21 protein-coding genes are annotated in these 21,102 nt (G+C 64.5%); 6 read left to right on the top strand and 15 right to left on the bottom strand.

Annotated elements, in window-relative coordinates:
* Window positions 1–16: 16 nt before the first annotated feature.
* Both C1H84_RS07035 and C1H84_RS07040 read right to left on the bottom strand, forming a co-directional pair.
* Complete coding sequence (locus C1H84_RS07035; protein ID WP_047120055.1) at window positions 17–706, bottom strand: phosphonatase-like hydrolase; 690 nt, start codon at window positions 704–706, stop codon at window positions 17–19.
* 21 nt (window positions 707–727) lie between these two features.
* A complete protein-coding gene (locus C1H84_RS07040; RefSeq protein WP_181728063.1) occupies window positions 728–1,498 on the bottom strand; it encodes a GntR family transcriptional regulator in 771 nt (256 codons plus the stop codon).
* Window positions 1,499–1,666: 168 nt separating this feature from the next.
* On the opposite strand from C1H84_RS07040, the gene C1H84_RS07045 reads away from it, so the two are divergent.
* Genes C1H84_RS07045 through phnE form a run of 4 tightly spaced genes read left to right on the top strand, consistent with a single transcriptional unit; the run spans window position 1,667 to window position 5,473 of the window.
* Window positions 1,667–2,863 (top strand): TIGR03364 family FAD-dependent oxidoreductase, encoded by a 1,197-nt coding sequence (locus tag C1H84_RS07045; protein WP_047120907.1) that lies wholly within the window; start codon window positions 1,667–1,669, stop codon window positions 2,861–2,863.
* 46 nt (window positions 2,864–2,909) lie between these two features.
* Complete coding sequence (locus C1H84_RS07050; RefSeq protein WP_047120056.1) at window positions 2,910–3,839, top strand: phosphate/phosphite/phosphonate ABC transporter substrate-binding protein; 930 nt, start codon at window positions 2,910–2,912, stop codon at window positions 3,837–3,839.
* Window positions 3,840–4,601: a phosphonate ABC transporter ATP-binding protein gene (locus C1H84_RS07055; protein ID WP_047120057.1), complete on the top strand. Its 762-nt coding sequence runs from the start codon at window positions 3,840–3,842 to the stop codon at window positions 4,599–4,601. It abuts the gene before it with no gap.
* Entirely contained in the window at window positions 4,598–5,473 is an 876-nt protein-coding gene (phnE, locus tag C1H84_RS07060) for a phosphonate ABC transporter, permease protein PhnE (protein WP_082123979.1), read from the top strand. Before C1H84_RS07055 ends, phnE begins: the two co-directional genes overlap by 4 nt.
* 110 nt (window positions 5,474–5,583) lie before the next feature.
* Here the strand turns inward: phnE and C1H84_RS07065 are convergent, their stop codons facing one another.
* From C1H84_RS07065 to C1H84_RS07095, 7 genes are all read right to left on the bottom strand, one after another.
* The gene (locus C1H84_RS07065; RefSeq protein WP_047120058.1) at window positions 5,584–6,459 is read right to left on the bottom strand and encodes a metal ABC transporter permease; all 876 of its coding nucleotides are present in this window, start codon (window positions 6,457–6,459) and stop codon (window positions 5,584–5,586) included.
* Window positions 6,456–7,211 (bottom strand): metal ABC transporter ATP-binding protein, encoded by a 756-nt coding sequence (locus C1H84_RS07070; protein WP_047120059.1) that lies wholly within the window; start codon window positions 7,209–7,211, stop codon window positions 6,456–6,458. The genes C1H84_RS07065 and C1H84_RS07070 overlap by 4 nt, the downstream gene beginning before the upstream one ends.
* Window positions 7,208–8,098, bottom strand: coding sequence for a metal ABC transporter substrate-binding protein (locus tag C1H84_RS07075; RefSeq protein ID WP_047120909.1), 891 nt, complete (start codon window positions 8,096–8,098; stop codon window positions 7,208–7,210). The genes C1H84_RS07070 and C1H84_RS07075 overlap by 4 nt, the downstream gene beginning before the upstream one ends.
* Window positions 8,099–8,427: 329 nt before the next feature.
* The gene (locus C1H84_RS07080) at window positions 8,428–10,992 is read right to left on the bottom strand and encodes an SH3 domain-containing protein (RefSeq protein WP_113606965.1); all 2,565 of its coding nucleotides are present in this window, start codon (window positions 10,990–10,992) and stop codon (window positions 8,428–8,430) included.
* 140 nt (window positions 10,993–11,132) lie between these two features.
* Window positions 11,133–11,780, bottom strand: a complete 648-nt coding sequence (locus C1H84_RS07085) for an aminoacyl-tRNA hydrolase (protein WP_181728064.1) — start codon at window positions 11,778–11,780, stop codon at window positions 11,133–11,135.
* A 71-nt stretch (window positions 11,781–11,851) separates the two neighbouring features.
* Window positions 11,852–12,202, bottom strand: coding sequence for a cupin domain-containing protein (locus tag C1H84_RS07090; protein ID WP_052772483.1), 351 nt, complete (start codon window positions 12,200–12,202; stop codon window positions 11,852–11,854).
* Window positions 12,203–12,259: 57 nt separating this feature from the next.
* Window positions 12,260–13,090: a hypothetical protein gene (locus C1H84_RS07095; RefSeq protein WP_113606967.1), complete on the bottom strand. Its 831-nt coding sequence runs from the start codon at window positions 13,088–13,090 to the stop codon at window positions 12,260–12,262.
* Between the two features lie 475 nt (window positions 13,091–13,565).
* Here C1H84_RS07095 and C1H84_RS07100 point away from each other — a divergent pair, with 475 nt between their 5' ends.
* Window positions 13,566–14,354, top strand: coding sequence for a MerR family transcriptional regulator (locus C1H84_RS07100; protein WP_047120063.1), 789 nt, complete (start codon window positions 13,566–13,568; stop codon window positions 14,352–14,354).
* Between the two features lie 48 nt (window positions 14,355–14,402).
* Here C1H84_RS07100 and C1H84_RS07105 read toward each other — a convergent pair whose 3' ends face one another.
* Window positions 14,403–14,603: a helix-turn-helix domain-containing protein gene (locus tag C1H84_RS07105; RefSeq protein ID WP_047120064.1), complete on the bottom strand. Its 201-nt coding sequence runs from the start codon at window positions 14,601–14,603 to the stop codon at window positions 14,403–14,405.
* A 225-nt stretch (window positions 14,604–14,828) separates the two neighbouring features.
* Here C1H84_RS07105 and C1H84_RS07110 point away from each other — a divergent pair, with 225 nt between their 5' ends.
* Window positions 14,829–15,317: an Lrp/AsnC family transcriptional regulator gene (locus C1H84_RS07110; RefSeq protein ID WP_047120065.1), complete on the top strand. Its 489-nt coding sequence runs from the start codon at window positions 14,829–14,831 to the stop codon at window positions 15,315–15,317.
* 42 nt (window positions 15,318–15,359) lie between these two features.
* Here C1H84_RS07110 and C1H84_RS07115 read toward each other — a convergent pair whose 3' ends face one another.
* The 5 genes from C1H84_RS07115 to C1H84_RS07135 all read right to left on the bottom strand — a co-directional run bounded on the left by C1H84_RS07115 (window position 15,360) and on the right by C1H84_RS07135 (window position 21,046).
* A complete protein-coding gene (locus tag C1H84_RS07115; RefSeq protein ID WP_113606968.1) occupies window positions 15,360–16,595 on the bottom strand; it encodes an MFS transporter in 1,236 nt (411 codons plus the stop codon).
* Window positions 16,583–16,990, bottom strand: coding sequence for an arsenate-mycothiol transferase ArsC (locus tag C1H84_RS07120; protein WP_047120911.1), 408 nt, complete (start codon window positions 16,988–16,990; stop codon window positions 16,583–16,585). The genes C1H84_RS07115 and C1H84_RS07120 overlap by 13 nt, the downstream gene beginning before the upstream one ends.
* A gap of 74 nt (window positions 16,991–17,064) precedes the next feature.
* Window positions 17,065–18,579, bottom strand: a complete 1,515-nt coding sequence (locus tag C1H84_RS07125; RefSeq protein ID WP_244910839.1) for an APC family permease — start codon at window positions 18,577–18,579, stop codon at window positions 17,065–17,067.
* 156 nt (window positions 18,580–18,735) lie between these two features.
* Complete coding sequence (locus tag C1H84_RS07130) at window positions 18,736–19,608, bottom strand: universal stress protein (RefSeq protein ID WP_047120068.1); 873 nt, start codon at window positions 19,606–19,608, stop codon at window positions 18,736–18,738.
* Window positions 19,609–19,612: 4 nt separating this feature from the next.
* Window positions 19,613–21,046: a flavin monoamine oxidase family protein gene (locus C1H84_RS07135; RefSeq protein ID WP_113606970.1), complete on the bottom strand. Its 1,434-nt coding sequence runs from the start codon at window positions 21,044–21,046 to the stop codon at window positions 19,613–19,615.
* Window positions 21,047–21,102: the final 56 nt, after the last annotated feature.

A 21,102-nucleotide genomic window follows, 5' to 3' on the forward strand; every position in this document is an offset into this window, starting at 1 on the left:
CTCCGGCTGGCGAAGTCTAGGCCTTGACCTCCAGCTGGGCGATGAACTGCGGAAGCTGGGCCACGCCGTCCAGGATCACATCGTGCTCGTGGACCTCGAGGTCCTCGCGCCCCAGCTCGCCGGTCAGCACGCCCACGGCGATGACGCCGGCGTTCTTGGCTGCCTGCAGGTCGTTGACGGTGTCGCCGGCGGCGATTACCTTGCGCACGTCGCGGATTCCAGTCAGTTCCATCACGCGGTGGATCATGTACGGTGCCGGACGGCCGGCGGCCACTTCGTCCGCGGTGACCACTGCGTCCAGCAGTTCGCCCTCGCCTGCGGCCCAGCCCAGCTGCGGCAGGATCACCGATGCGACGTCGCGGGAAAACCCGGTAGTCAAGGCGATCTTGACGCCCTGGGCGGAGAGCTTCCGGAAGGCTTCGACAACACCCGGCAGCGCGACCGGCGGATTCTGCTCGTAGTAGGAGAACAGCAGCTCGCGGAAACGCTCGAAGGTGGCGTCAACCAGCTGCTTCTCGGGCACGCCGCCGCCCAGGGTGATCAACGCGGTGATGGCTTCGCGCTTCTCGGCGCCCATCCAGGTCTGCAGGTTCTGCGCAGTGACCTCCGCCCCGGTTTCGCGCACGCTGTTCTCCAGCGCACGGTAGACATCGGCGTGCTCATCGATGGTGGTTCCGGCCATGTCGCAAACGATCAGTTCAATCACGGTGTTTCTCCTTGGGTTGGGTTAGTAGCTCTGGAAAGCCATGCTTGGCGCGCGAGTGAATGCCGCGCGTTCCTCGCTGGTGTTTTCTATGGTGAAATTTGCAAGGTGGGGCAGGTAGCGGTCATCGGAATATTCCTTGACCTCGCCTGACCCGGATGAGGTGATGCGCCGTTCGCGCAGCAGCGGCGTACCGGCAGGCACTTCCAACAGCCTGCTGTCCTCGCCGTCGGCGGCCACCGCATCGATGATGTGCTTGCCGCGGCTCAGGTCCACACCCTGCCCGCGCAGGTAGTTGAAGATCGACCCGGAATCCGTGTCGAAGTCGAAAAGCAGCCGTCCGGCGTCGGGGGCGAAGCTGGTGCGTTCGATCATTGCCGGGGTGCCGTCCAGCAGGCGCAGGCGCAGCACCTGGACGATCATCGTGCCCGGGGCGAGCCCCAGCTGCCCGGCCGCTTCGTCCCCGGCGGGGCGGCGCGCCAGTTCCAGCGTGCGCTGGCCGGGAACGCGTCCCACCGAATGCGCCCATTCGGTGAAGGACATGAAGGTGCTGAAGGACTGCGAGCGCACCGCATGGGCAACGACCGGGGGCTTGCCCTGGCCGCCTGCGATCAAACCTTCGGAACGCAGCGTAGCCAGGGCGTGGCGCACGGTGCCCCGTGAAGCGTTCGCCAGGGCGCACAGCTCCGTCTCGCTGGGAATCGGGTCCCCTTCCAGCCATTGCCCGCAGGCGATCCGCTCACGCAGATCCGCGGCCAGCACCTGGTGCTTGGGTTGGTTCTTTTTCTGGATCACCACTTGATCATACAAGTGGATCCGGCGTGAAATCAGTGGTTTTTCCGGCTTCGGGGTGAAGCTTAGGTTAACGAAAATTAACCAAGTTGAACACTCGGGAAACTTGTCTGAACAAGTGCCAATCTGGCTTGAAATCGCCCGGCCAGGCCACGGATGATCAATTCCGTGATGAACGAAAACACTTCCCTCCCCACCGCTTCCCAGCCGATCCAGACCGACGTCCTGGTGGTCGGCGCAGGCATCATCGGCCTGGCCCACGCAGCCCGCGCACTGGACGCCGGCTACACCGTCACCGTCATCGACCGCGACCACCGCTCCGTCGGCGCTTCGGTGCGCAACTTCGGGCACGCCTGCATCACCGCGCAGTCCGGCGACCTCTACGACATCGCGCAGGCGGGCCGTCCGCTATGGCTCGACTACTCCCGGCGCGCAGGCTTCTGGGCCGCCGAGGCCGGGGCCGTCGTGGTGGCCGCGACCTACACCGAGCTGCAGGTGCTCAGCGAGCTGGCCGCGGTGCGCGAGTCCGGGCAGATCACCCTGCTCTCCGCCGACGAGGTCGCCGGCGTGCTCGGCCGAGACACCACCGAGGGAATCGCCGGCGGCGCCCGGCTGCGCGACGACCTGCGCGTCGACCCGCGCACCACCGTGGCGAAGCTGGCCGCCTGGCTGGATGCTCAGGAGCGCGGATCGGTGCTGTGGAACACCGCGGCACTGGGCTTCGGCGCCGGCTCCGCCCGCCGCGCCCGCATCGAGACCAGCCGCGGCCCCATCGAGGCGGACCAGGTGTTCGTCTGCGTCGGCCATGACGTCGACTACCTCTTCCCGCAGCTGGCCGAAGACCACAAGGTCCGCCGCTGCGCCCTGCAAATGGCACGTTCGACCCCGGACCAGCCGCTGGACCTCGGCCCGGCGGTGCTGACCGCCACCTCGATGCTGCGCTACGAGGCGTTCACCGAGGTCCCCTCCGCCGCCAAGCTGCGCGCGGAAGTCCGCGAGAACCAGCCCCACCTGCTGGAGGTGGAAGCCAACGTCATGTTCACCCAGCGGCCGGACGGCTCGCTGCTGCTGGGCGACTCGCACACCTACGACCTGACCCAACCCCCGTTCCTGAAGGAGACCACTTCGACCTCACTGCTGCAGAGCATCGAGAAGATCCTGAACACCCCACTGGAAATCGAAGAGCGCTGGCAGGGCGTCTACGCCTCCAGCGAAGTCGGCCCGCTGCTGATCGCGGACGTCGTCCCCGGCGTCACCGTGGTCTCGGTGACCGCAGGCGTGGGCATGACCCTGTCCTTCGGCCTGGCGGACCGCAATGTCACCGACCGTCTCACCGCCCGACAGCCGCTGGCTGCCGCGGCCCGCTAAGCACCACCCCACTCGCAACAGACTTTTCTTATACAGGAGCATCCCCATGAAGCTTTCCCGCGCACTTCCCCTGGCAGTTGTCGCCGTCGGTCTGCTGGCCACCACCGCCTGCGGCGCTTCCGAGGCCAACGGCAGCACCAGTACCGAGGCCTCCGGCGCCCCGGCCTACTGCGCCGACGGCCCGATCAACTTCGGCATCGAGCCGTTCGAGGATCCGGCCAAGCTGGAACCGGCCTACGGAGTGCTGGCCGACGCCATGGAACGCGAACTCGGCTGCGAGGTCGAGGTCCAGGTTGTGGAGGACTACTCCGCAGAAGTCCTGGCCATGCGCAACGGCAAGCTGGACCTGGGCCAGTTCGGCCCGGTCGGCTACGTGTTCGCCAGCGAGCAGGCAGGCGCCGAGCCGATGGTCTCCTTCGGCACCGCCGACGGCAAGCTGAGCACCTACACCGCGGGCATCTGGGTCCCGAAGGACTCCGACATCAAGACCGTGGACGACCTGCGCGGCAAGGACCTGGCCCTGGGCGGGGTCGGTTCCACCTCCGGCGACGTGCTCCCGCGCTACGCGCTGAAGACCGCGGGCATTCCGGAAGACGAGCTGAACATCAACTACGCCGGCGGCCACCCCGAGGCGCTGCTGGCCCTGGTCAACGGGACCGTTGATGCGGCCCAGATCAACACCCAGACGCTGGCCACCGCCAAGGCCGAAGGCACCTTCAACCCGGAGGACTTCCGCCAGGTCTGGACCTCCGAGCCGATCCCGAACGACCCGATCACCGTGCGCCCGGACGCCGATCCGGAACTGAAGAAGGCAGTCAAGGACGCCCTGCTGAACCTGCCGAAGGAAGACATCGAGCAGGTCGGCAAGTTCCTGGACGTGGACCCGGCCGGACCGCTGCTGGAAGTCACCAAGGAAACCTACAAGCCGTTGTTCGACCTGGCCTCCGAAATGGGCCTGACCGAGAAGGACATCTAAATGGAACAGGCAGCACTGAAGGTCAGCTCGCTGGCCAAGTCCTACAACGGGCGCCGCGTCCTGGACGACGTGGACTTCGAGGTCAAGCGCGGCGAGCTGGTTGCCTTCCTCGGCGCCAACGGCTCGGGCAAGTCAACCACGCTCAAATGCGTGGCAGGGCTGGCCGAACCGGATGCCGGGCGCATAGAGCTGGAGGGCGCCCAGCTCTCCGAGTTCAGCGGACGCCAGCTGCAGCTGGCCCGCAGCAAGGCCGCCATGGTCTTCCAGAAGATCCATCTGGTCCCGCGCCGCACCGCGCTGGACAACGTCTGCGCCGGAGCGCTGGCGCGCGTCAACTCGCTGGCCTCGGTCTCCCCGCTGTTCTTCTCCCGCGAACTGCGTGAGGAAGCCATGGGCTGCCTGGAACGCGTAGGCATGGCAGACCGTGCGCTGGACCGCGTGGGACGCCTCTCCGGCGGACAGCAGCAGCGCGTTGCAGTGGCCCGGGCCCTGTGCCAGCGCGCCAGCGTGCTGCTGGCCGACGAGCCGGTCTCCGCGCTGGATCCGAACGCCGCCGAGCACGTCATGGAGCTGCTCGCCGAGCTGGCCCACAACGAGAACCTGGCGGTGGCCGCGGTGCTGCACCAGCCGGATTTGGCGCTGCGCCACGCTGACCGCGCGATCGGCCTAATGCACGGGCGCATCACCTTCGACGGCCCGGTCGCCTCCCTGAACCAGAATGTGCTCGACACCCTCTACTCCCCCGAAAGGAACGCGGCATGAGCATCCAGACTCCTCCCCGCCCGCTGGACACCGCCTTGGAGTCCGCTTCCGTCCGCACGCCGGCCCCGGCCAAGCTGCCAGTTCCCGCCGACCCGCACCGCGGGCGCAAGGCCATGCTGTGGGGCACGGCCACCGCCGTGATCGTGGTGCTGCACCTGCTCGCGGTGGCCGGCACCGACTTCGACCCGACGCTGCTGGTCGACGGCTGGCAGGGCATGGCCCGCTTCGTCTCCGGCGCCTTCCCGCCGAACCTCGACTGGGAAGAAGTCATCAAGCCCGGCCTGGACGCCACGCTGGTGACCCTGTGGATCGGCCTGCTGGGCACCACGCTGTCCATCCCGAGCGCGCTGCTGCTGGCGGTGCTGGCTTCGCGCACCACCTCCCCGCACCCGGTGGCCTACCAGATCTCCCGCGCCATCCTCTCCTTCTTCCGCGCGGTGCCGGACATCGTGTTCGCGCTGATCTTCGTGACCGCCGTGGGCCTGGGCCCGTTCGCCGGCGTGCTGGCGCTGATCTGCCACAACACCGGCGTGATGGGCAAGCTCTGGGCGGAGTCCATGGAGGAAACCGACCAGGGCCCGCAGGACGCGCTGGCCACCGCGGGCGCCTCGCGCCTGCAGCAGATCACCCACGGCTCGCTGCCGCTGGTCATCCCGCAGTTCGTCGGCCTGCTGCTCTACCGCTTTGACGTCAACGTCCGCTCCTCGCTGGTCCTGGGCCTCGTCGGCGCCGGCGGCATCGGCCTGCTGATCAACCAGGCCATCAAGTCCTTCCAGTTCGACACCATGCTGACCCACATCATCATCGTGCTGATCCTGATCATCGTGGTCGACCAGGCCTCCGGTTTCATCCGCCGCAAGCTGGCCGTCTAACCGTCGGCACCTGCCGGAACAACGCAGCGCCGCCCCCGAACTGGAACGAGTTCGGGGGCGGTGCTGCGTTGTGCTGGGCGGGAGTAGACACCCGCAGTGCGTTTGCCGAACTAGCCGGCCGTCGACAGCGCCTTGCGCCGGCGAAGGATCGCCAGCCGCGAGGCGACCAGGCCCTGGCGCGGGCTGAAGAGGTAGACCGCAACAAAGATCAGACCCTGCGCCAGCACCACCATGCCGCCGGTGGAGGCGTCCAGGTAGTAGCTCACGTAGACGCCGAGCACCCCGCCGGACGCGGCCAGCACGGGAGCGATCACCAGCATGGTGCCGAAGCGGTCGGTGAGCAGGTACGCGGTGGCACCCGGGATGATGAGCATGGCGACCACCAGGATCACCCCGACTGCCTGCAGCGCCACCACCGAGGTCATGGCCAGCAGGCCCAGCAGCACTGCGCCCATGAGCTTCGGGTTCATGCCCAGAGCGTGCGCATGGGTGGGGTCGAACGCATAGAGGGTGAAGTCCTTGCGCTTGAGGATCAGGATCATGAAGGTGATGGCACCGATAATCAGCACCTGCCACAGGTCCGCAGCTGAAACGCCCAGCAGGTTGCCGAAGATGATGTGGTTCAGATCCACTTGGCTCGGCGTCACAGAGATCAGCACCAGGCCGAAGGAGAACAGCGTGGTGAACACGATGCCGATGGCGGCGTCCTCCTTGAGCCTGGAGGTATCGCGCACTCCTCCGATCAGGGCGACGGCGAGGAAGCCGAACACCAGGGCGCCCAGCGCGAAGGGAGCCCCGACGATGTAGGCCAGCACGACGCCTGGGAGCACCGCATGGGAGACGGCGTCGCCCATCAGCGACCAGCCGATGAGCACCAGCCAGCAGGACAGGATGGCGCACAGCACCGCGGCGATGATCGTGACGGCCAACGCGCGGAGCATGAAGGTGTAGGTCAGCGGTTCGACCAGCAGTTCAATCAGGTTCACTGTCCGCCTCGTTTCATCGGGTCCAGGCCGAAGGCCATGGCCAGGTTTTCGGGTTGCAGCACGCGGGTGGGGTCCCCGTGCATGAGCACCCTGCGCATCAGCAGGATGGCTTCGTCGGCCAGCTGGGGCAGCGCGTGCAGGTCATGGGTGGAGACCAGCACCGTTCCGCCGTCGTCCGCGACGTCCCGCAGCAGCTTGGTGATGGTCGCCTCGCTGCGCTTGTCCACGCCGGCGAACGGCTCGTCAAGCAGCATGATGCTGGCTTCCTGGGCGATGCCGCGGGCCACGAACGCGCGTTTCTTCTGCCCGCCGGAGAGCTGGCCGATCTGCCGCCCGGCGTAGGCTGTCAGCTCGACGCGATCCAGCGCTTCGTCGACCGCCCGCTGGTCGGCCTTGCGCGGACGGCGGGTGAAGCCCATGTGCCCGTAGCGGCCGGTCATCACCACCTCCCGCACGGAGATGGGAAAGTCCCAGTCCACCGCCTCGTTCTGCGGGACGTAGCCGATCATGCCCTTCTTCCGTGCCTGCTGCGGATCCTGTCCATTGATCTGGACGCTGCCGGTATCCGGCTTGATCTGGCCCATGATCGTCTTGAAAAGCGTGGACTTGCCGGAGCCGTTCATGCCCACCAGCCCGCAGACCATACCCCGTCCCAGCTGCACGGTGGCGTGGTCGAGCGCCTGGACCGGGCCGTAGTGGACGGTGGCGTTCTGGACGTCGATGGCCCATGGATGCTCCGCTTGGCTGCTCATGGCAACTCTCCCTTCAATGCGCGGGCGATGGTGCGGGTGTCGTGGGTGATCAAGTCGAGGTAGGTCGGCACGGGCCCGTCGGCGGCCGACAGCGAGTCGACGTAGAGCGTCCCGCCGTAGACGGCGTCGGTGGACTCCACCACCCGCTGCATGGCGGCGTCCGACACCGTGGATTCGCAGAACACCGCTGGCACCTGCCGTTCGCGCACGGCGTCGATGGCCGCGGCCACCTTGCGCGGAGTGGCCTGCGATTCCGCATTGACCGCCCACAGGTACTTCTCCGTCAGCCCGACATCGCGGGCCAGATAGCTGAAGGCGCCTTCGCAGGTCACCAGGGTCCGGTGGGATTCGGGGATCTGCGCGAGCGAGGCGGCCAGCTCGTCATGCACGGCCTGGAGCTTGCTCTGGTACTGCGCGGCGTTGGCGCGGTAGTCAGAGGCGTGTTCCGGGTCCAGCTCGCTGAACGCCTCGGCAATGCGCCCGGCGTATTTCTGCACGTTCAGCGGACTCATCCAGGCGTGCGGGTTCGGTTTCCCCGAGCCTTCCTCGTCCGCGATGTCGATGACCTCGACGCCGTCACTGACCGTGACGTGCGGGGCGGGGTTGTCGGCCACGAATTGCGCGAACCACGCTTCGAGGTTCAGCCCGTTGTCAAGGATCAGGTCAGCACGCGAGGCCCGGCGCAGGTCGTCCGGGGTCGGTTCGTAGCCGTGGATCTCGGCGCCCAGCCGGGTCACCGATTCCACCCGCAGGTGCTCCCCTGCCACGTTCTGCGCGATATCTGCCAGCACCGTGAACGTCGTCAAGACCACCGGTCGGTCATCGGGCTCCACTGGCTGCGGTTCGGCGGCGGTGCCGCCGGAGCAGCCCGCGAGAAACAGCAGCATCAGCGGCACAATCCCGAGGCGCCGCAGCAGGCCCTGGCCCCGCCGCCGGCGCGAGTGAGTTTTCACCAACAACCCTCGAATCCTTTTCCCTGCGCTCGCACGGCCTCGTTGCCGCGAAAGAGGGGCTCACGTTTCACCCCCTCATAGGATAATGTTTGAGGGGTCAAACATTCAATTCGACTGCGCTGACTGGCAACCCTCCACGCGAACCGAGGCCACCCGGGCAAGGGAGCCAGAGAAGAAAAACAGGCCCCGGAACGCGCGGCTGAAGCGGCGTCGTTCCGGGACCTGTTCACGTTCCATCCCCAGCGTGCGGGCTGCGAGGCCCGCTAACGCAGGGCGCTGAGGTCCAGTGGCTTGTTGTTCGCGGCGTTGCCGTAGACCTCGACATGGACGTGGTCCATGTGGCGGGTGGTGTCGTTCCAGTTGCCGGTGAACTGGTTTCCGTACTTGCCGGAGGTGGAGTAGGCAGTCCATCCGGTGGTTGGAAGCCAGATCTCGTCCTGCCAGATCAGGTAGGAGACACCCAACTGGTCGCGGTTATCGAGCAGGAACTGCGCGATCTTGTCGCCGTTGGCCACGCCCGTTGCGGTCTTGTAGTTGCGGATCATCAAGTCCGCGGCCTTGCCGCTGCTGTGCCCGATCGAGCCGCTGCGCAACGTATAGATGGCGCTGATGCTGTCTGCGAAGCGGTCCTTGACCGCGTTGATCACCTTCTGGGTGTCGGGCTGCACCGAAACGGTGGCCTTGGTGCTCAGGTAGTCGTCCTTGATCCATCCGCTGCCCAGGCTGGTGACCACGTTGGCCCAGCCGTTCGAGGTCTTCAGGTAGGTGACCTTTTCGCCCAGCGCCACGACGCCCTTGGACGCGTACTGGGTGCCCGCACCGGTGCGCAGGTTGACGCTGGCGGTGGTCCAGCGGTAGCTGGCGTTGGGAGTGGCTGGCGGGTCCGATGGCAGCGGCAGGCTCGGCTTGGATGCCGAGAGGTAGGCTCCCGACACCCAGCCGGTTCCGAGCCGGCTCTTCACGCGGATCCAGCCGTTGGCCGAACCCAGGGCGGTGACCTTTTCATTCGTGGACAGCACACCCAATGACTTGGTGTTCACCGAGTTTCCGACGCGCTGGTTCACGTTGGTGGTGGCCCAGTACGGCTTGCTGGCGATCACGGCGTAGGCCGAGTTCGTCAGCGTGGAGGTTGGAACCCATCCGGTGCCCTTGGAGGTCTTGACCTTCGACCACGAGCCGCTGGTTGCGTAGAGGCTGAGCTTCTGGCCGGCAGGTATGGTGCCCAGCGACTTCGCGGAGGACGAGGCCGTGGTGCGCACCGCCGTTGCGTCCATGCTCCAACGGGTGCCGATGACCTTGTCCACGACCGGGGCCTTGGAGCTCAGGTGTTTTGCCGGAACCCAGCCGGTCCCCTTAGAGGAATTGACGCGGGTCCAGCCGTTGGCGGAGCCGATGGCGGTGACCTTCTGGCCCTTTGCCAGGGAGCCCAGCGACTTCGAGCTGCCGGTGTTCGACGCGCGCAGCGTGGTGCCGGAGGTGGCCCAGTAGGACTTGCTGGAGATCGGCGTGTAGGCCGTGGTGACGAGCGAGGAGGTGGGAACCCATCCGGCGCCCTTGGCGGTCTTGACCTTCGACCACGAGCCGCTGGTCGAATACAGGCTCATCTTCTGGCCGGCGTAGGCGGTACCCAGGGACTTGGCCTTGGTCGAGGCGGTGGCGCGGACGACGGTCTTGTCGATGGTCCAGCGCGAGCCGATGACCTTTTCGACCACCGGGGCCTTGGCCAGCAGGTTCTTCGACGGCACCCAGCCGGTGCCCTTGGAGGACTTGATCCGGGTCCAGCCGTTGGAGGTGCCGATGGCGGTGACCTTCTGCCCCTTGGCGATGCTGCCCATACTCTTGCTGCCAGAGGAGTTCGCCGACTTCAAGGCGAGATTCGCCCCGGCCCAGTAGGACTTGCTGGCGATCGGCTTGTAGGCGGTGGCCACCAACGCGGAGACCGGCACCCAACCGATTCCCTTGGAGGTCTTGACCTTGGCCCACGAGCCGCTGGTCGAGTACAGACTCAGTTTCTGGCCAGCCGGGATGCTTCCCAGCGACTTCGCCTTGGACGACGGGGTCGCGCGGACAACGGTGGTATCGATGCTCCAGCGCGAACCAATCACCTTCAGCGGTGCGGTGGCGCCCAGGTGCTTGCTCTGGATCCATCCGGTCTTACCCGAGACCGACACCGAGCTCCAGCTGCCGTAGTTGCGCAGCCACTGGACCTTTGCGCCGGCGGCGAGGGTGGCGACCTTGGCGGAGCTCGTCGAGGTGCTCTTGTAGATCGGCTGCTTGGTCTTGGCCCAGCGGTAGGCAACAGCCGGCGCACTGCTCTTGAGCTGGTTCGTGGGGACGAATCCGGTCTTGCTGCCGGACTTGATCTTGGTCCAGGAGCCTGAGGTGCCCAGGCGCTCGACCTTGGTCCGGCGCTGCAGCGCTCCGAGCGACTTCGCCTTGGACGACGGGCTCTGCCGCAGCACCTGGTAGGAGCTCAGGTAGCGGTAGGTCTTGGTCTTCGAGGTGGAAGCTGCTGGAACGTTGGTGAGGAACTTTGCCGAGACCCAGCCGGTTTTGTTGCCGTAGCTGGTTTTCGACCATCCGTTGCTCGTGGCGCTGACCTTAACAGTGGCGTTCTTGGGAATCACCAGCAGCGATTTGGACGAAGCGCTGGCGCTCTGCCGCAGGTTCAGGTTCTGGATTGTTTTCTTGCTGACGGTTTTGACCGCGGCGGCAAGTGCTACTTCCTGGGCGGGAGCGATGCTCGGCGCGGCAGCGGCCGGGATCACGGGGCTCAGGCATAGTGACAGCGCCAAGGCAAGGCCTAGCGCGCGAGTGCGACGGGGCATCTGGGTTCTTTCGGTCAGATCCTCACTGATCGGTGAGGTCGGAAACTGGACGACAGCTGCCCGTCGGTAGTCCTCCAGTTACGGCTGCCACTCCTAGAATGACATACCCAGAGAAAATACAGTATTTGCACACTCGAAATTCACTTAGTTGTTTTGATGTATACAAACGCGGTTTCCGAACCGGGCTCGATTTCCGTTCGCCCTGCATCCTGGATCACCGGCCCCGCGGCCTGTGCGCGGAGCCGCTCGAAGTCTTCATCGGACAGGTGCTGGATCCCGACCGGCGCATGGGCGGACAACCAGCGTTCGATGCGCTCGCCTTGTTCCTCGGTCAGCCAGGCGAACAGCGCGTGCGCGCTCTGCGCCGCAGCCTTGCCGGTGGACATCTGCAGTGATTTTCTGATGCCGATATTGACCTCCGCGACCAGCACCTCGTTGCTCTTGGGCAGTTGCGTGCCGGACACCTGTAGTTTGGCGATGAGTTTCGGCAGGTCGTTCGCCGGCAACGGCGGCAGGCCCACGGCTTGGGCCTTGCCGACCTGGCTCACCATCGCTTCGGGGAACACCTCCAGCACCTTGGAGAACATCTTGGGATTGGCGCGCCGCACCGATTTGGCAAATGCCTGCTCCGACCAGGTCTGCCATTCAGGTTCATGCGGCGAGCGGAGGTAGGCGATGACAGCTGCGCGGGCAACTGCTGAGAGGCCCTCGTCCTCGGTGGACGGATCTTCCTTGTCGATCCGCAGGATGATCGCTTGAACCAGTTCATCCGGATCGCGTTCGCGCAACTCACTCATGGAATCATTCTATTCAAAGCGCGCGGGGCCTCTCACCGACACCGGTTGCAGGGTCCCTGACCCTAGCTGCTCAGGAACGTGACCGTAATGCGCGCCTGCTGCGCGGCGTAAACCGCATGCAGGACGTTGGCTTCAACGAAAATGGAGCCTCCGATGCCCAACGTGGAGGTTGCGCCGCCAACGGTGAAATCAACTTCGCCGCTGATCACTTGGACGATGATCGGTGTGCGCGCCATGTGGTCCGGAAGCTCCACCCCTGCATCGAAGGCGATTTCGGTGATCTGGGCCTTCTCCCCCGCGAAAATGCGCTTGGCGGCGTACTTGCCGGGCTTGATCGGATTCCGTTCGGCATAGTCCTGGATTGTCCGGGCGATCAGCACCGAATCGCTCGCATCCGACGTATTCTGGCTCATGGCTAGTTCCTTCCGTAATTCATGGTGCGCAGGGAGATAATCATCCGACGAGATCGGCTAGTACCTTCGTCCCCTGACCTTGCGGGCAATCAGCAAGACGACGCTCGTCAGCATGGCAGTAGCGAGGCTGACCAGAACAGGGATCTGCCATTCTTGCTTAACTAGGGCATCGGAAGTGCCGCTCACGAGCGCGCCGAGAATGCTCCCGACACCGCGCTCCGTGCCTTGGCCGACCGCGGCGACACTCTCGAACAGCGCAGGCGTGATCCACTGGATCACGAGCGAGAGAATCCAGATCAGCAGATTGGCGGCCTTCAGGAACCCCAGGACTCCCAGCACCAGGCCGAGGACTACCGGCCCGGCATACCAGAGATATTGCGCGTAGGACTGCGCTCCGGAAACCAGAGAAGCCACGACCTGCAGCCAGTAGCTGAAGCCCACGGCGATCAGCGCAAACAGCGGGGCCGCTGCAATGAGCTTGAGCTTGACGATCAGGTAGTACAGCGCTTGGAACACGGCAAACAGGGTGCCAAGGAAATACAGGTGGCGCACCGAGTCCGCAGAGATCTCCCCATCGAATAGTCCCGGTTCGAGCGCGTACGTCGCTTGGAATGCCAGCGCGATAAACCCGAGCACCATGCCGACATCGGTCACCACGGCGAATTTAGTACCGCCGTACCCAACCCTGCGGGCGAAGAATGCGCTGAGCAGGGTCGCCATGGAGAAGACGAGCAGCAATCCGAGTGCGTCGTTCGAAGCATAGGGAAGAATTGCTTGGTCTTCGTAGCCGATCCACAGCCACGGAAGGACGGCGAACGCCACGATCAGCAGCCCGGCCACCAGCTGCATCCACCAGCTTTGCCAGACGCCTGCGGTTGATCTCAACATTGCTCCTTCGAGTCCCCAAGTGTTCCTCTGGACTTATTCTTCCAGAGCTCAGGGCAACCTGTAGGGCTTCAGGCCAGCGTTTCGCGAGCCCCGGAGCAGGAATGGCAGGACAAACGAGCGGCTCGGAGGCATTCCCTCAAGGGTGGAATACCTGCGAGCCGCTCGCGAATTCTATTCACCATGGTTCGATACGGGTGGTCGAAGCGCACGACAACGTTACAGATGACTTTGGTCTGGAACGTGCCGGTGAAAGTCGTTCTCGGCGGTAGCTCTTGACGACTTCAACTACGTTTATTCAACTACAGACCAGTCAGGGTGTGCAATACGCATCATCATGGTTGATCAATATGATCAATCTCGGCCCATCTCGTTTGCGTCGATCCGTCACTTTGCCGGCACTGCTCGAAAACCCTCCCGGAAGGTGCGTTCCGAACGGTGTTGACCTTGACGTAACGTCAACCTATAGCGTTTCCATATGGATAAGATTCGCCGAGAGAAACACCCGGACACGAGTTACAGCATCTCCGAGGTAGCCAAGTCGACCGGGGTGACCAGCAGAACCTTGCGGCACTACGACCACATCGGCCTGCTTCGTCCGGCATTCGTGGCTGACAACGGCTACCGGCATTATGGCCAGCACGAGCTGGTCCGCTTGCAACGGATCCTGCTGCTGCGCCAATTGGGCCTGCGGCTGGACACCATCTCCGAGGTGCTCGATTCCAAAACGGAACAGATCCAGGCGCTGGAAATCCATGTCAAAGACCTGGATCGGCAGCGGGAAAACATAGACCGTCAGATCAAGGCCCTGCGCCACAGCATTAGCGCACTATCGAAAGGGGAAACAGTGAATCTCGATTCGGCCTTCGAAGGGTTCAACGAGCAATACAAGGAAGAAGTCGTCGCCCGGTGGGGCTCGGAAGCCTACGAGCGTTCCGATCAATGGTGGCGCTCGAAGAGCGGCGCCGAGCGAGCCGACATGATGGAACAGGTCAAGGAGCTGAACCACGCGTGGGTACAGGCTGGCGAAGACGGAATCTCCGCCGACAGCGACGCCGCACGCCTGCTGGCTTCCCGGCACGTGCAGTGGCTGGCGTCCATACCGGGCACCCCGGCCGCTTCCGGCGACCCGGCGCAGTTGCGCGCGTACGTGCTGGGACTTGCCGACATGTACGTCGCTGATGAACGCTTCGCCAAGAACTATCAGGGGCACGCACCGTTCGTCCGCGATGCCCTGCATTCGTTCATGAATGAAGAGGAGCACTAGCAATCAGGTGCTTCGGCATACGTCTCGAAGACTCTGCCGGAGCGCCCGCTATGATTCCCTCTCGATTTCCTCGCGCGCTTGGGCATAGCGAGTCTGGATGTATTCCTCCAGCTTTTCGCGTTCCACGCGCCACACTCCCCTGCCTCCGATTTGGATGGCTGGCAGCTCTCCACTCTTGATCAACGCGCGGATCTGCGGAAGCTTGACGTTCAGCTCCTCGGCAACGTCTTCTAATCGCAAGAACCTCATGGCATCAGATTACTGTCATTTGCTGAAGTTAGATCTGATTCGACGCAACCTGTGCATAACGTGTTCCCTACGCCACAATTTATGCCGTTGCTGCCCCTGCGAGCACCGCGCACGCAACAAACCGGTCAGTCCGTGCAACACGCTTGGGAGATACTGGTCATTTTGACTAAAATCTATTTGTAGCACTCGCGATCTTCACGCACACGCCGTCATAGGAGACCACAGATGAATTCGGATACGTATCAGCTCGATGAAACCGACCGACGTATCCTTCTGGCCCTCGATGCCGATCCGCGTGTTCCCATCATGATGCTCGCCCAGCAGCTTGGACTGGCCCGAGGCACCGTGCAGTCCCGTTTGGAGCGGCTGGCGAACTCCGGCGCCCTGCGTCCGAATACTGCGCGTATTCTGCCGGCGGCCATGGGCCGCGGCGTCAGCGCGTTCGTCAGCGCGGAGCTGGACCAGGCCCGCCTGAACGAGGCGATCGCGGGACTGCGGCAAATCCCAGAAGTCCTCGAGTGCGTGGCTCCTGCCGGCGATACCGACCTGCTGATCCGCGTAGCCGCCACGGACCCCGACGACTTGTACCGGGTCAGCGAGGAAATTCGCCTCTGCCCGGGCATCACCCGCACCTCGACGTCAATGATCCTGCGCGACGTCATTCCGTTCCGCACCACCGAGCTGCTCAAGAAGTTGAGCGGCGAAAAGCACTAAGCCCGCATCTTTCACAACGGCCAGGCACCGCGTGCCTGGCCGTTAGTCTGTTACATGCTGGGGGATTCGTCCGGGCAGGTATTTCCGGGCCCTGAATACCTGGACCATGGAGGCGGCGCAGCAGATGGCGAGCAGCCCGATGAACAGCGCCGGGTGGGCCATCGGCCGCCACAGGGCGAACAGCGTGGGGAACGTGAAGCCGATGAAGCAGCACATGTAGAACCGTCCGGTCAGCTTGCCCAGATCCGCGGGACCTGCCAGATCCAGCACCTGGCTCAGCCCTGCGACCAGCAGGATTCCGTTCGCGGCGCCAGACACGACCGATGCCGCCATGCCCACGGCTTCGGAGCCGGTCAGCGAAACCACCAGCATCAGCAACAGGCCCGCCAAGGCGACGCCCAGCCCCCAGAGCAGCAGGCCGACCCGGCTGACATCGTTGAAACGGCGGATCAGCGGCTGGATTGCTGCGCCCATGCCCATCGTGACCAGCACGGTGATCGTGGAATACAGCAGGCTGGATTGGCCCGGTTCGGCGGTCAGGGCGGGGACCACCGCGAACCCCGTGGCTGCCATCCCGAAGACCCAGGGGGCTGCGGGCAGCACCAGCCGGGTGAACCGCTTCATGTTCGCCATGCTGGTCCGCATCTGGTGCGCGGCAGGGGCAGCATCCGCCGGATCCACCTGGCGCAGGACGGCTGGCTGTTCCTCCTTGGCGGTGAGCATCAGCAGCAACCAGGCCAGCGTGGCGACCGCGTGGACAGCGTAGGCGAGTTCCGGGCTTTGGCTGGATCCGACAATCGCGCCGGAGATCGCCGGGCCGATGGCGAAGCCGGCCGAGGTGCACAGCGCCGCCCGGGTGGCGCCTGCCGGCCCGGGGCTGATCAGCTTGACCCAGCTGGTGACTGCCACCATGGCGAGCCCCATGCCCAGCCCGGTGAAGACGCGTCCGAGGTACAGGCCCGCTTCGGTGTACCAGCCGCCCATCAGGGCCAGGGATCCGAGCACCGAGAATGCCAGGGCCGCCAGCGTGAAGGGCTTTCGCCCGAAGCGGTCAGTCAGCGGGCCGCCGAACATCAGCGCAGGGATCATGCCGAGCAGATAGCTGCCCATGACCAGCATGGCTTCGAATTCGCTCAGCAGCCGTTGCTGCTGGTACCAGCTGATCAGGGAGACATACTGGTTGGCGCACCAGCCGGTGAGGATCAGGCAGATGCCGGGAAGCCACCACGAGGTGGTGCGGCGTGCGGTCTTGGAAAGTGCGATGCCTACTTCTCCAATTCGTGGAAAAGGCTGCGTACCCGGTCGGCGATTTCATCGCGGATCATGTTCATCCGTTCGGCGCCGGTGATGCCGTCTTCGCTCGGCTCGTAGGTGACCCAGCGTTCGGTCTTCACCTGCGGATCGAAGCTCGGATTGGCGTCGGTGCCGAGGATAACCACCCGGTCCACCGAGGCGGCCAGCGACGGATCGATGGGCTTGGGTTCGCCCTGGGCCATGTCCGCGCCGCACTCGGCCAGCGAGGCGACCGCTTCGTGATTGATCGAGGCACCGGGGTTGGTGCCGGCCGAATAGCTGGTGACCTTGCCGTCTGACACGTAATCCATCAGTGCCGCGGCCATCTGCGACTTGCCGGCATTGCGTGAGCAAATGAAGAGAACCGAAGGTGTAGTCATGAAAACAATTGAACCACCCAAAGCGCGCTTTGGGTGGTTCAATGTGCAACAGTGACGCCGGGGCGCCTGGATTCTCAGAGGGTCAGGTTCTTGCCGGTCTTGATTGTCTCGCCCTTGAAGAACGCCGGGTGGCGGATGCGGCTGTAGAGCATGACCAACACGCCCAGCAGCAGCACGCCGACACCGAGGATGAAGACCATGCCGATGCCGCCGATCTCCGAGCCCGAACCGTACTCCGGGTTCATCGAGTCGACCGCGGTGACAAAGAACATCACCAGCAGGATGACACCGCCCACCAGTGGAGCCAGGAACTTGAAGAAGAAGTTCCGGGCGTTGGAGAACAGCTCGCTGCGGAAGTACCAGACGCAGGCCAGCGCGGTCAGGCCGTAGTAGAAGCAGATCATCAGGCCGAGGGCGGTGATGGTGTCCCACAGGGCGTTTTCCGACAGCAGGCGGGTGACGACGTAGAACGCCGCGGCGGCTGCCGCCGAGACCACGGTGGCCACCGACGGCGACATGTAGCGCGGGGAGATCTTGGCGAAGCTGCTTGGCAGCGCCTTGTAGTAGCCCATGGCCAGGATGGTGCGCGCCGGGGAGACCATGGTCGACTGCAGCGACGCCGCAGAGGAGGACATGATGGCCAGCGACATCAAGATGGCCAGCGGGCCCATGACCGGTCCGGCCAGCACCGCGAAGATGGATTCCTGGTTGTCCGGGTTGCCGGCGCCCAGTCCGGTGGTTCCGACGCCGGCAAAGTACAGCACGGCGGTGGCGACGGCCAGGTACAGCGCTATGATGATCAGCACCGTCCAGGTGGCGCCGCGGCCCGGGACCTTGTTGGGGTCGGTGGTTTCCTCGTTCATGGTCAGGGTGACGTCCCAGCCCCAGAACACGAAGATGGACAGCGAGATGCCGGCGGCGAAGGCGGTGAAGGATTCCACGCCCGCCGGGTTGAACATGTCCCAGGTGATCTGGGTCGGATCGTAGGGAGTATCCGAGGTGAACGCCATGATGGCGAACAGCAGCAGCACACCCACCTGGAAGCCCACCAGCACGTACTGGAAGACCTTGGTCGCATTCATGCCCCGGTAGGAGATGTAGGCGGCGATGGCGATGAACACCAGCGTGGTGGGGATGTTGATCCACAGGTTCTTGGTCAGCGCCGCGATCCATTCCTGGCCGGTGAGCTGTGCGATGAGGATGTAGAAGAAGTCCACCGCCACCGCGGCCAGGTTGGAGAGCACGATCACCGTGGCGGCGATCAGGCCCCAGCCGCCCATCCAGCCGATCATGGGCCCGAAGGCCCGGGTCGCCCAGGTGAAGGAGGTGCCCGAGTCGGGCATGGCGTTGTTCAGTTCCCGGTAGCCGAGGGCTACGAGAAGCATGGGGATGAAGCCGGCGATCAGGATGGCCGGAAGGCTGGTGCCCACCTCGGCGACGGTCGCGCCGAGCCCGGCGGTCAAGGTGTACGCCGGGGCAATGCAGGAGATGCCGATAACGATCAGGCCCAGGACACCGACGGTGCCCTTGGACAGACCTTTTTCATGAAGTCCCGAATCGTTCGTTTCGGGAAGGCTATCCCGCCTCATTTCTTGTGACATTGTCAAAAACCTTTGGGAGTGTGCTCACCGTTGAGCCGCGGCAGTGCGCGCCGCCCTGGACGCTGTGTCAGGTATGCGGCAGGGCGGTCGACGGTGAGTGCGTTTTGGAGAGGATCCAAGGGATACGAATTTTTGATCGGCTTTCTACCGTGTTGATGGCAAGTGGGGAATGACGCCCATGGGGACGTTGAGGTGGCCGAGGATGCGATGCGCCTTCGGGCCGATGAACAGGCGGCGATGCGCCGCCAGGCGGGCCGAGCCGAGCAGGGCCAGATCTCCGGGCTGCCAGGACAGCTCGTTGATCGCGGTGTCGATGCTGCCGCTGGCGATGACCTCGACGCTCGCTTCGATGCCCAGTTCCTTCACCAGTTCATCGAGGTATTCGCGGATCCCGCGCACGTGGTCGTCGATTCCGGCGGAGCCTTCGGACACGTCGGCGTGGGCCACGAAATTTGCCACACGCAGCTTGATATTGCGCGCGTTGGCGACGCGGGCGGCCAGGGAGATGATCTCCTCGGCCCCGGGGCGGTCTCCGACGAACGCGGTCAGCCGGGTGATCTGCCCGCCTGCTTCGCGCAGGTTCTCCAGAGAGGCCGGTGAGGTCATGAAGACCGGCAGCGGCGAGGAGTGCAGCAGGGCGTTGGCGATGGCCCCGGGCATGAAGAAGCCGCCCAGATGGCGCTTGCGCCCTCCGAGCACGATTCCGTGGACTTCGAACTCTTCGCCGAGTTCGATCAGCCCTTCAGCGATGGACGACACGGAGCGCGCCACAACGCTGGCGCCGATTCCCTCGGGAACCAGCGCCAGTGCTTCGGCGGCCCACCGGTCCACCTGGGCGGAGAGAATGGTTTCATAACCATGGTCTCCGCCCGGGTAGACGGCGGTAAAGGGTGCGGCGGCCGGAAGAACGATGGCAATCTGCACGAATGCATCCTTCGTTCCGGCCACCACTGCGCTGGCCAACTCAATGGCCTCCGCGCCGCGTTCGTCGGCGGTGTAACCTACGAGCAGTTTCATCGTCTTAGACGGTGATCTTCGAGTCGGCCGGAGCGGTCAGGGTAGCCACGCCGTCGTAGGACTCGTCGTAGGAGGTTCCGTCGAGTTCCGCGAGAATGCGGGCCGCGTTGCGGCGGCCCATGCGTACTGCGCCGTCAACGTGCTGGTAGCCTTCGCCGGCCAGGTCCGAGGAGGAGAAGTAGATCGGGCCGACGTTCTCGTTCTGGCTCGGGCCGAAGCGGTACAGGCCGCCCAAATCGTAGCTGGTGGCGTAGGCGCCACGGGTCCACTCTTCGGAGCCGAAGTCGGAGAGGTAGAAGACCTTCGGATCCAGGGTCTTCTCGCCCAGGAACTCGGCCATGGCCTTCAGGATGGCTTCCTTGCGCTCGGCGTCGGTGTCCATGGCCCAGATCTTGTCGGCTTCCAGATCCGAAATGAAGCCGACGAGGGTGCCGGTGGATTCGCCGTCGAAGGTGTTGTCGTAGATTTCCTGGACCAGGTGGTTCGGGCCGAAGCAGGTGCCGGACAGGCCCTCTTCACGCCAGAACGGGGTGTCATAGACCGCGTGCACCTTGATGACCAGGCCCATGGACTGGTGCTGGTGGGTGACGTGCTGCCAGCGAGGCAGCGGCGGGAAGTAGCTGATGCGGTTGTACAAGTTCGGCGGAACTGCCAGCACGGCCTTCTGGGCCTTAACGGTGACGTCGGCACCGTGGGCCACCACGCCGTCTTCGGACCATTCGAGCTTGAGCACCGGGTTCTCCAGGAACAGGGTGTCTTCCGGCAGACGGCCGGCCACGGCGATGGACACGCCCTGCATGGAGGTCTTCATGCGGCGGTCCAGGATGAAGTCTTCGTCGACCAGGTTGTCGAAGGAGCCTGCGGAGGAGGCCATGAGCACTGCCTGCAGCGCGGAGAAGGTGTGGGCCGGCTTGGTCAGCATGCCGCCTGCGATGAACAGGCCGATGTTGTTGCACGCCACCTCGTCGGAGGAGTTCTCGCGCAGGAAGTGGTGGAAGGAGATCTTGTCCAGCTCCTCGGCCTGCGGGTGCTCCCACGGCTTGTCCGGGTTCATGCCGGCGGCCAGCTCGTTCATGATCGAGATGAGCTTGTTCATCTCGGCCACGGTGGCTTCGCCGACCGGGAAGTCCTCGCCTTCGTAGATGATGGCTTCGCCGGCCTCGGTGCGGTAGACGCTCTTGCCCTGCTTGTAGCGCTCGAAGGTCTCGATGCCCAGTTCCTCGATCAGCGAGTACAGGCCGGTCTGGTCCGGGCTGATCCACTGGCCGCCGATCTCGATGGTGGCGCCGTCCATGGTGTCGGTCCAGGTGCGGCCGCCCACGCGGTCGCGTGCTTCGAGCACCGCTACGGACTTACCGGCCTTGACCAGCTCGTAGGCGGCGGTCAGGCCGGAAGGACCTGCACCAATGACAACGACATCGCGTTCGAGATGTTTCATGACTGCTCTCCTAGAACAATAAAATGAATTCAGTTCATTTATCTTTCCTATAGCAT

It is taken from the genome of Glutamicibacter soli (assembly GCF_003309065.1).
Classification (GTDB): domain Bacteria; phylum Actinomycetota; class Actinomycetes; order Actinomycetales; family Micrococcaceae; genus Glutamicibacter; species Glutamicibacter soli.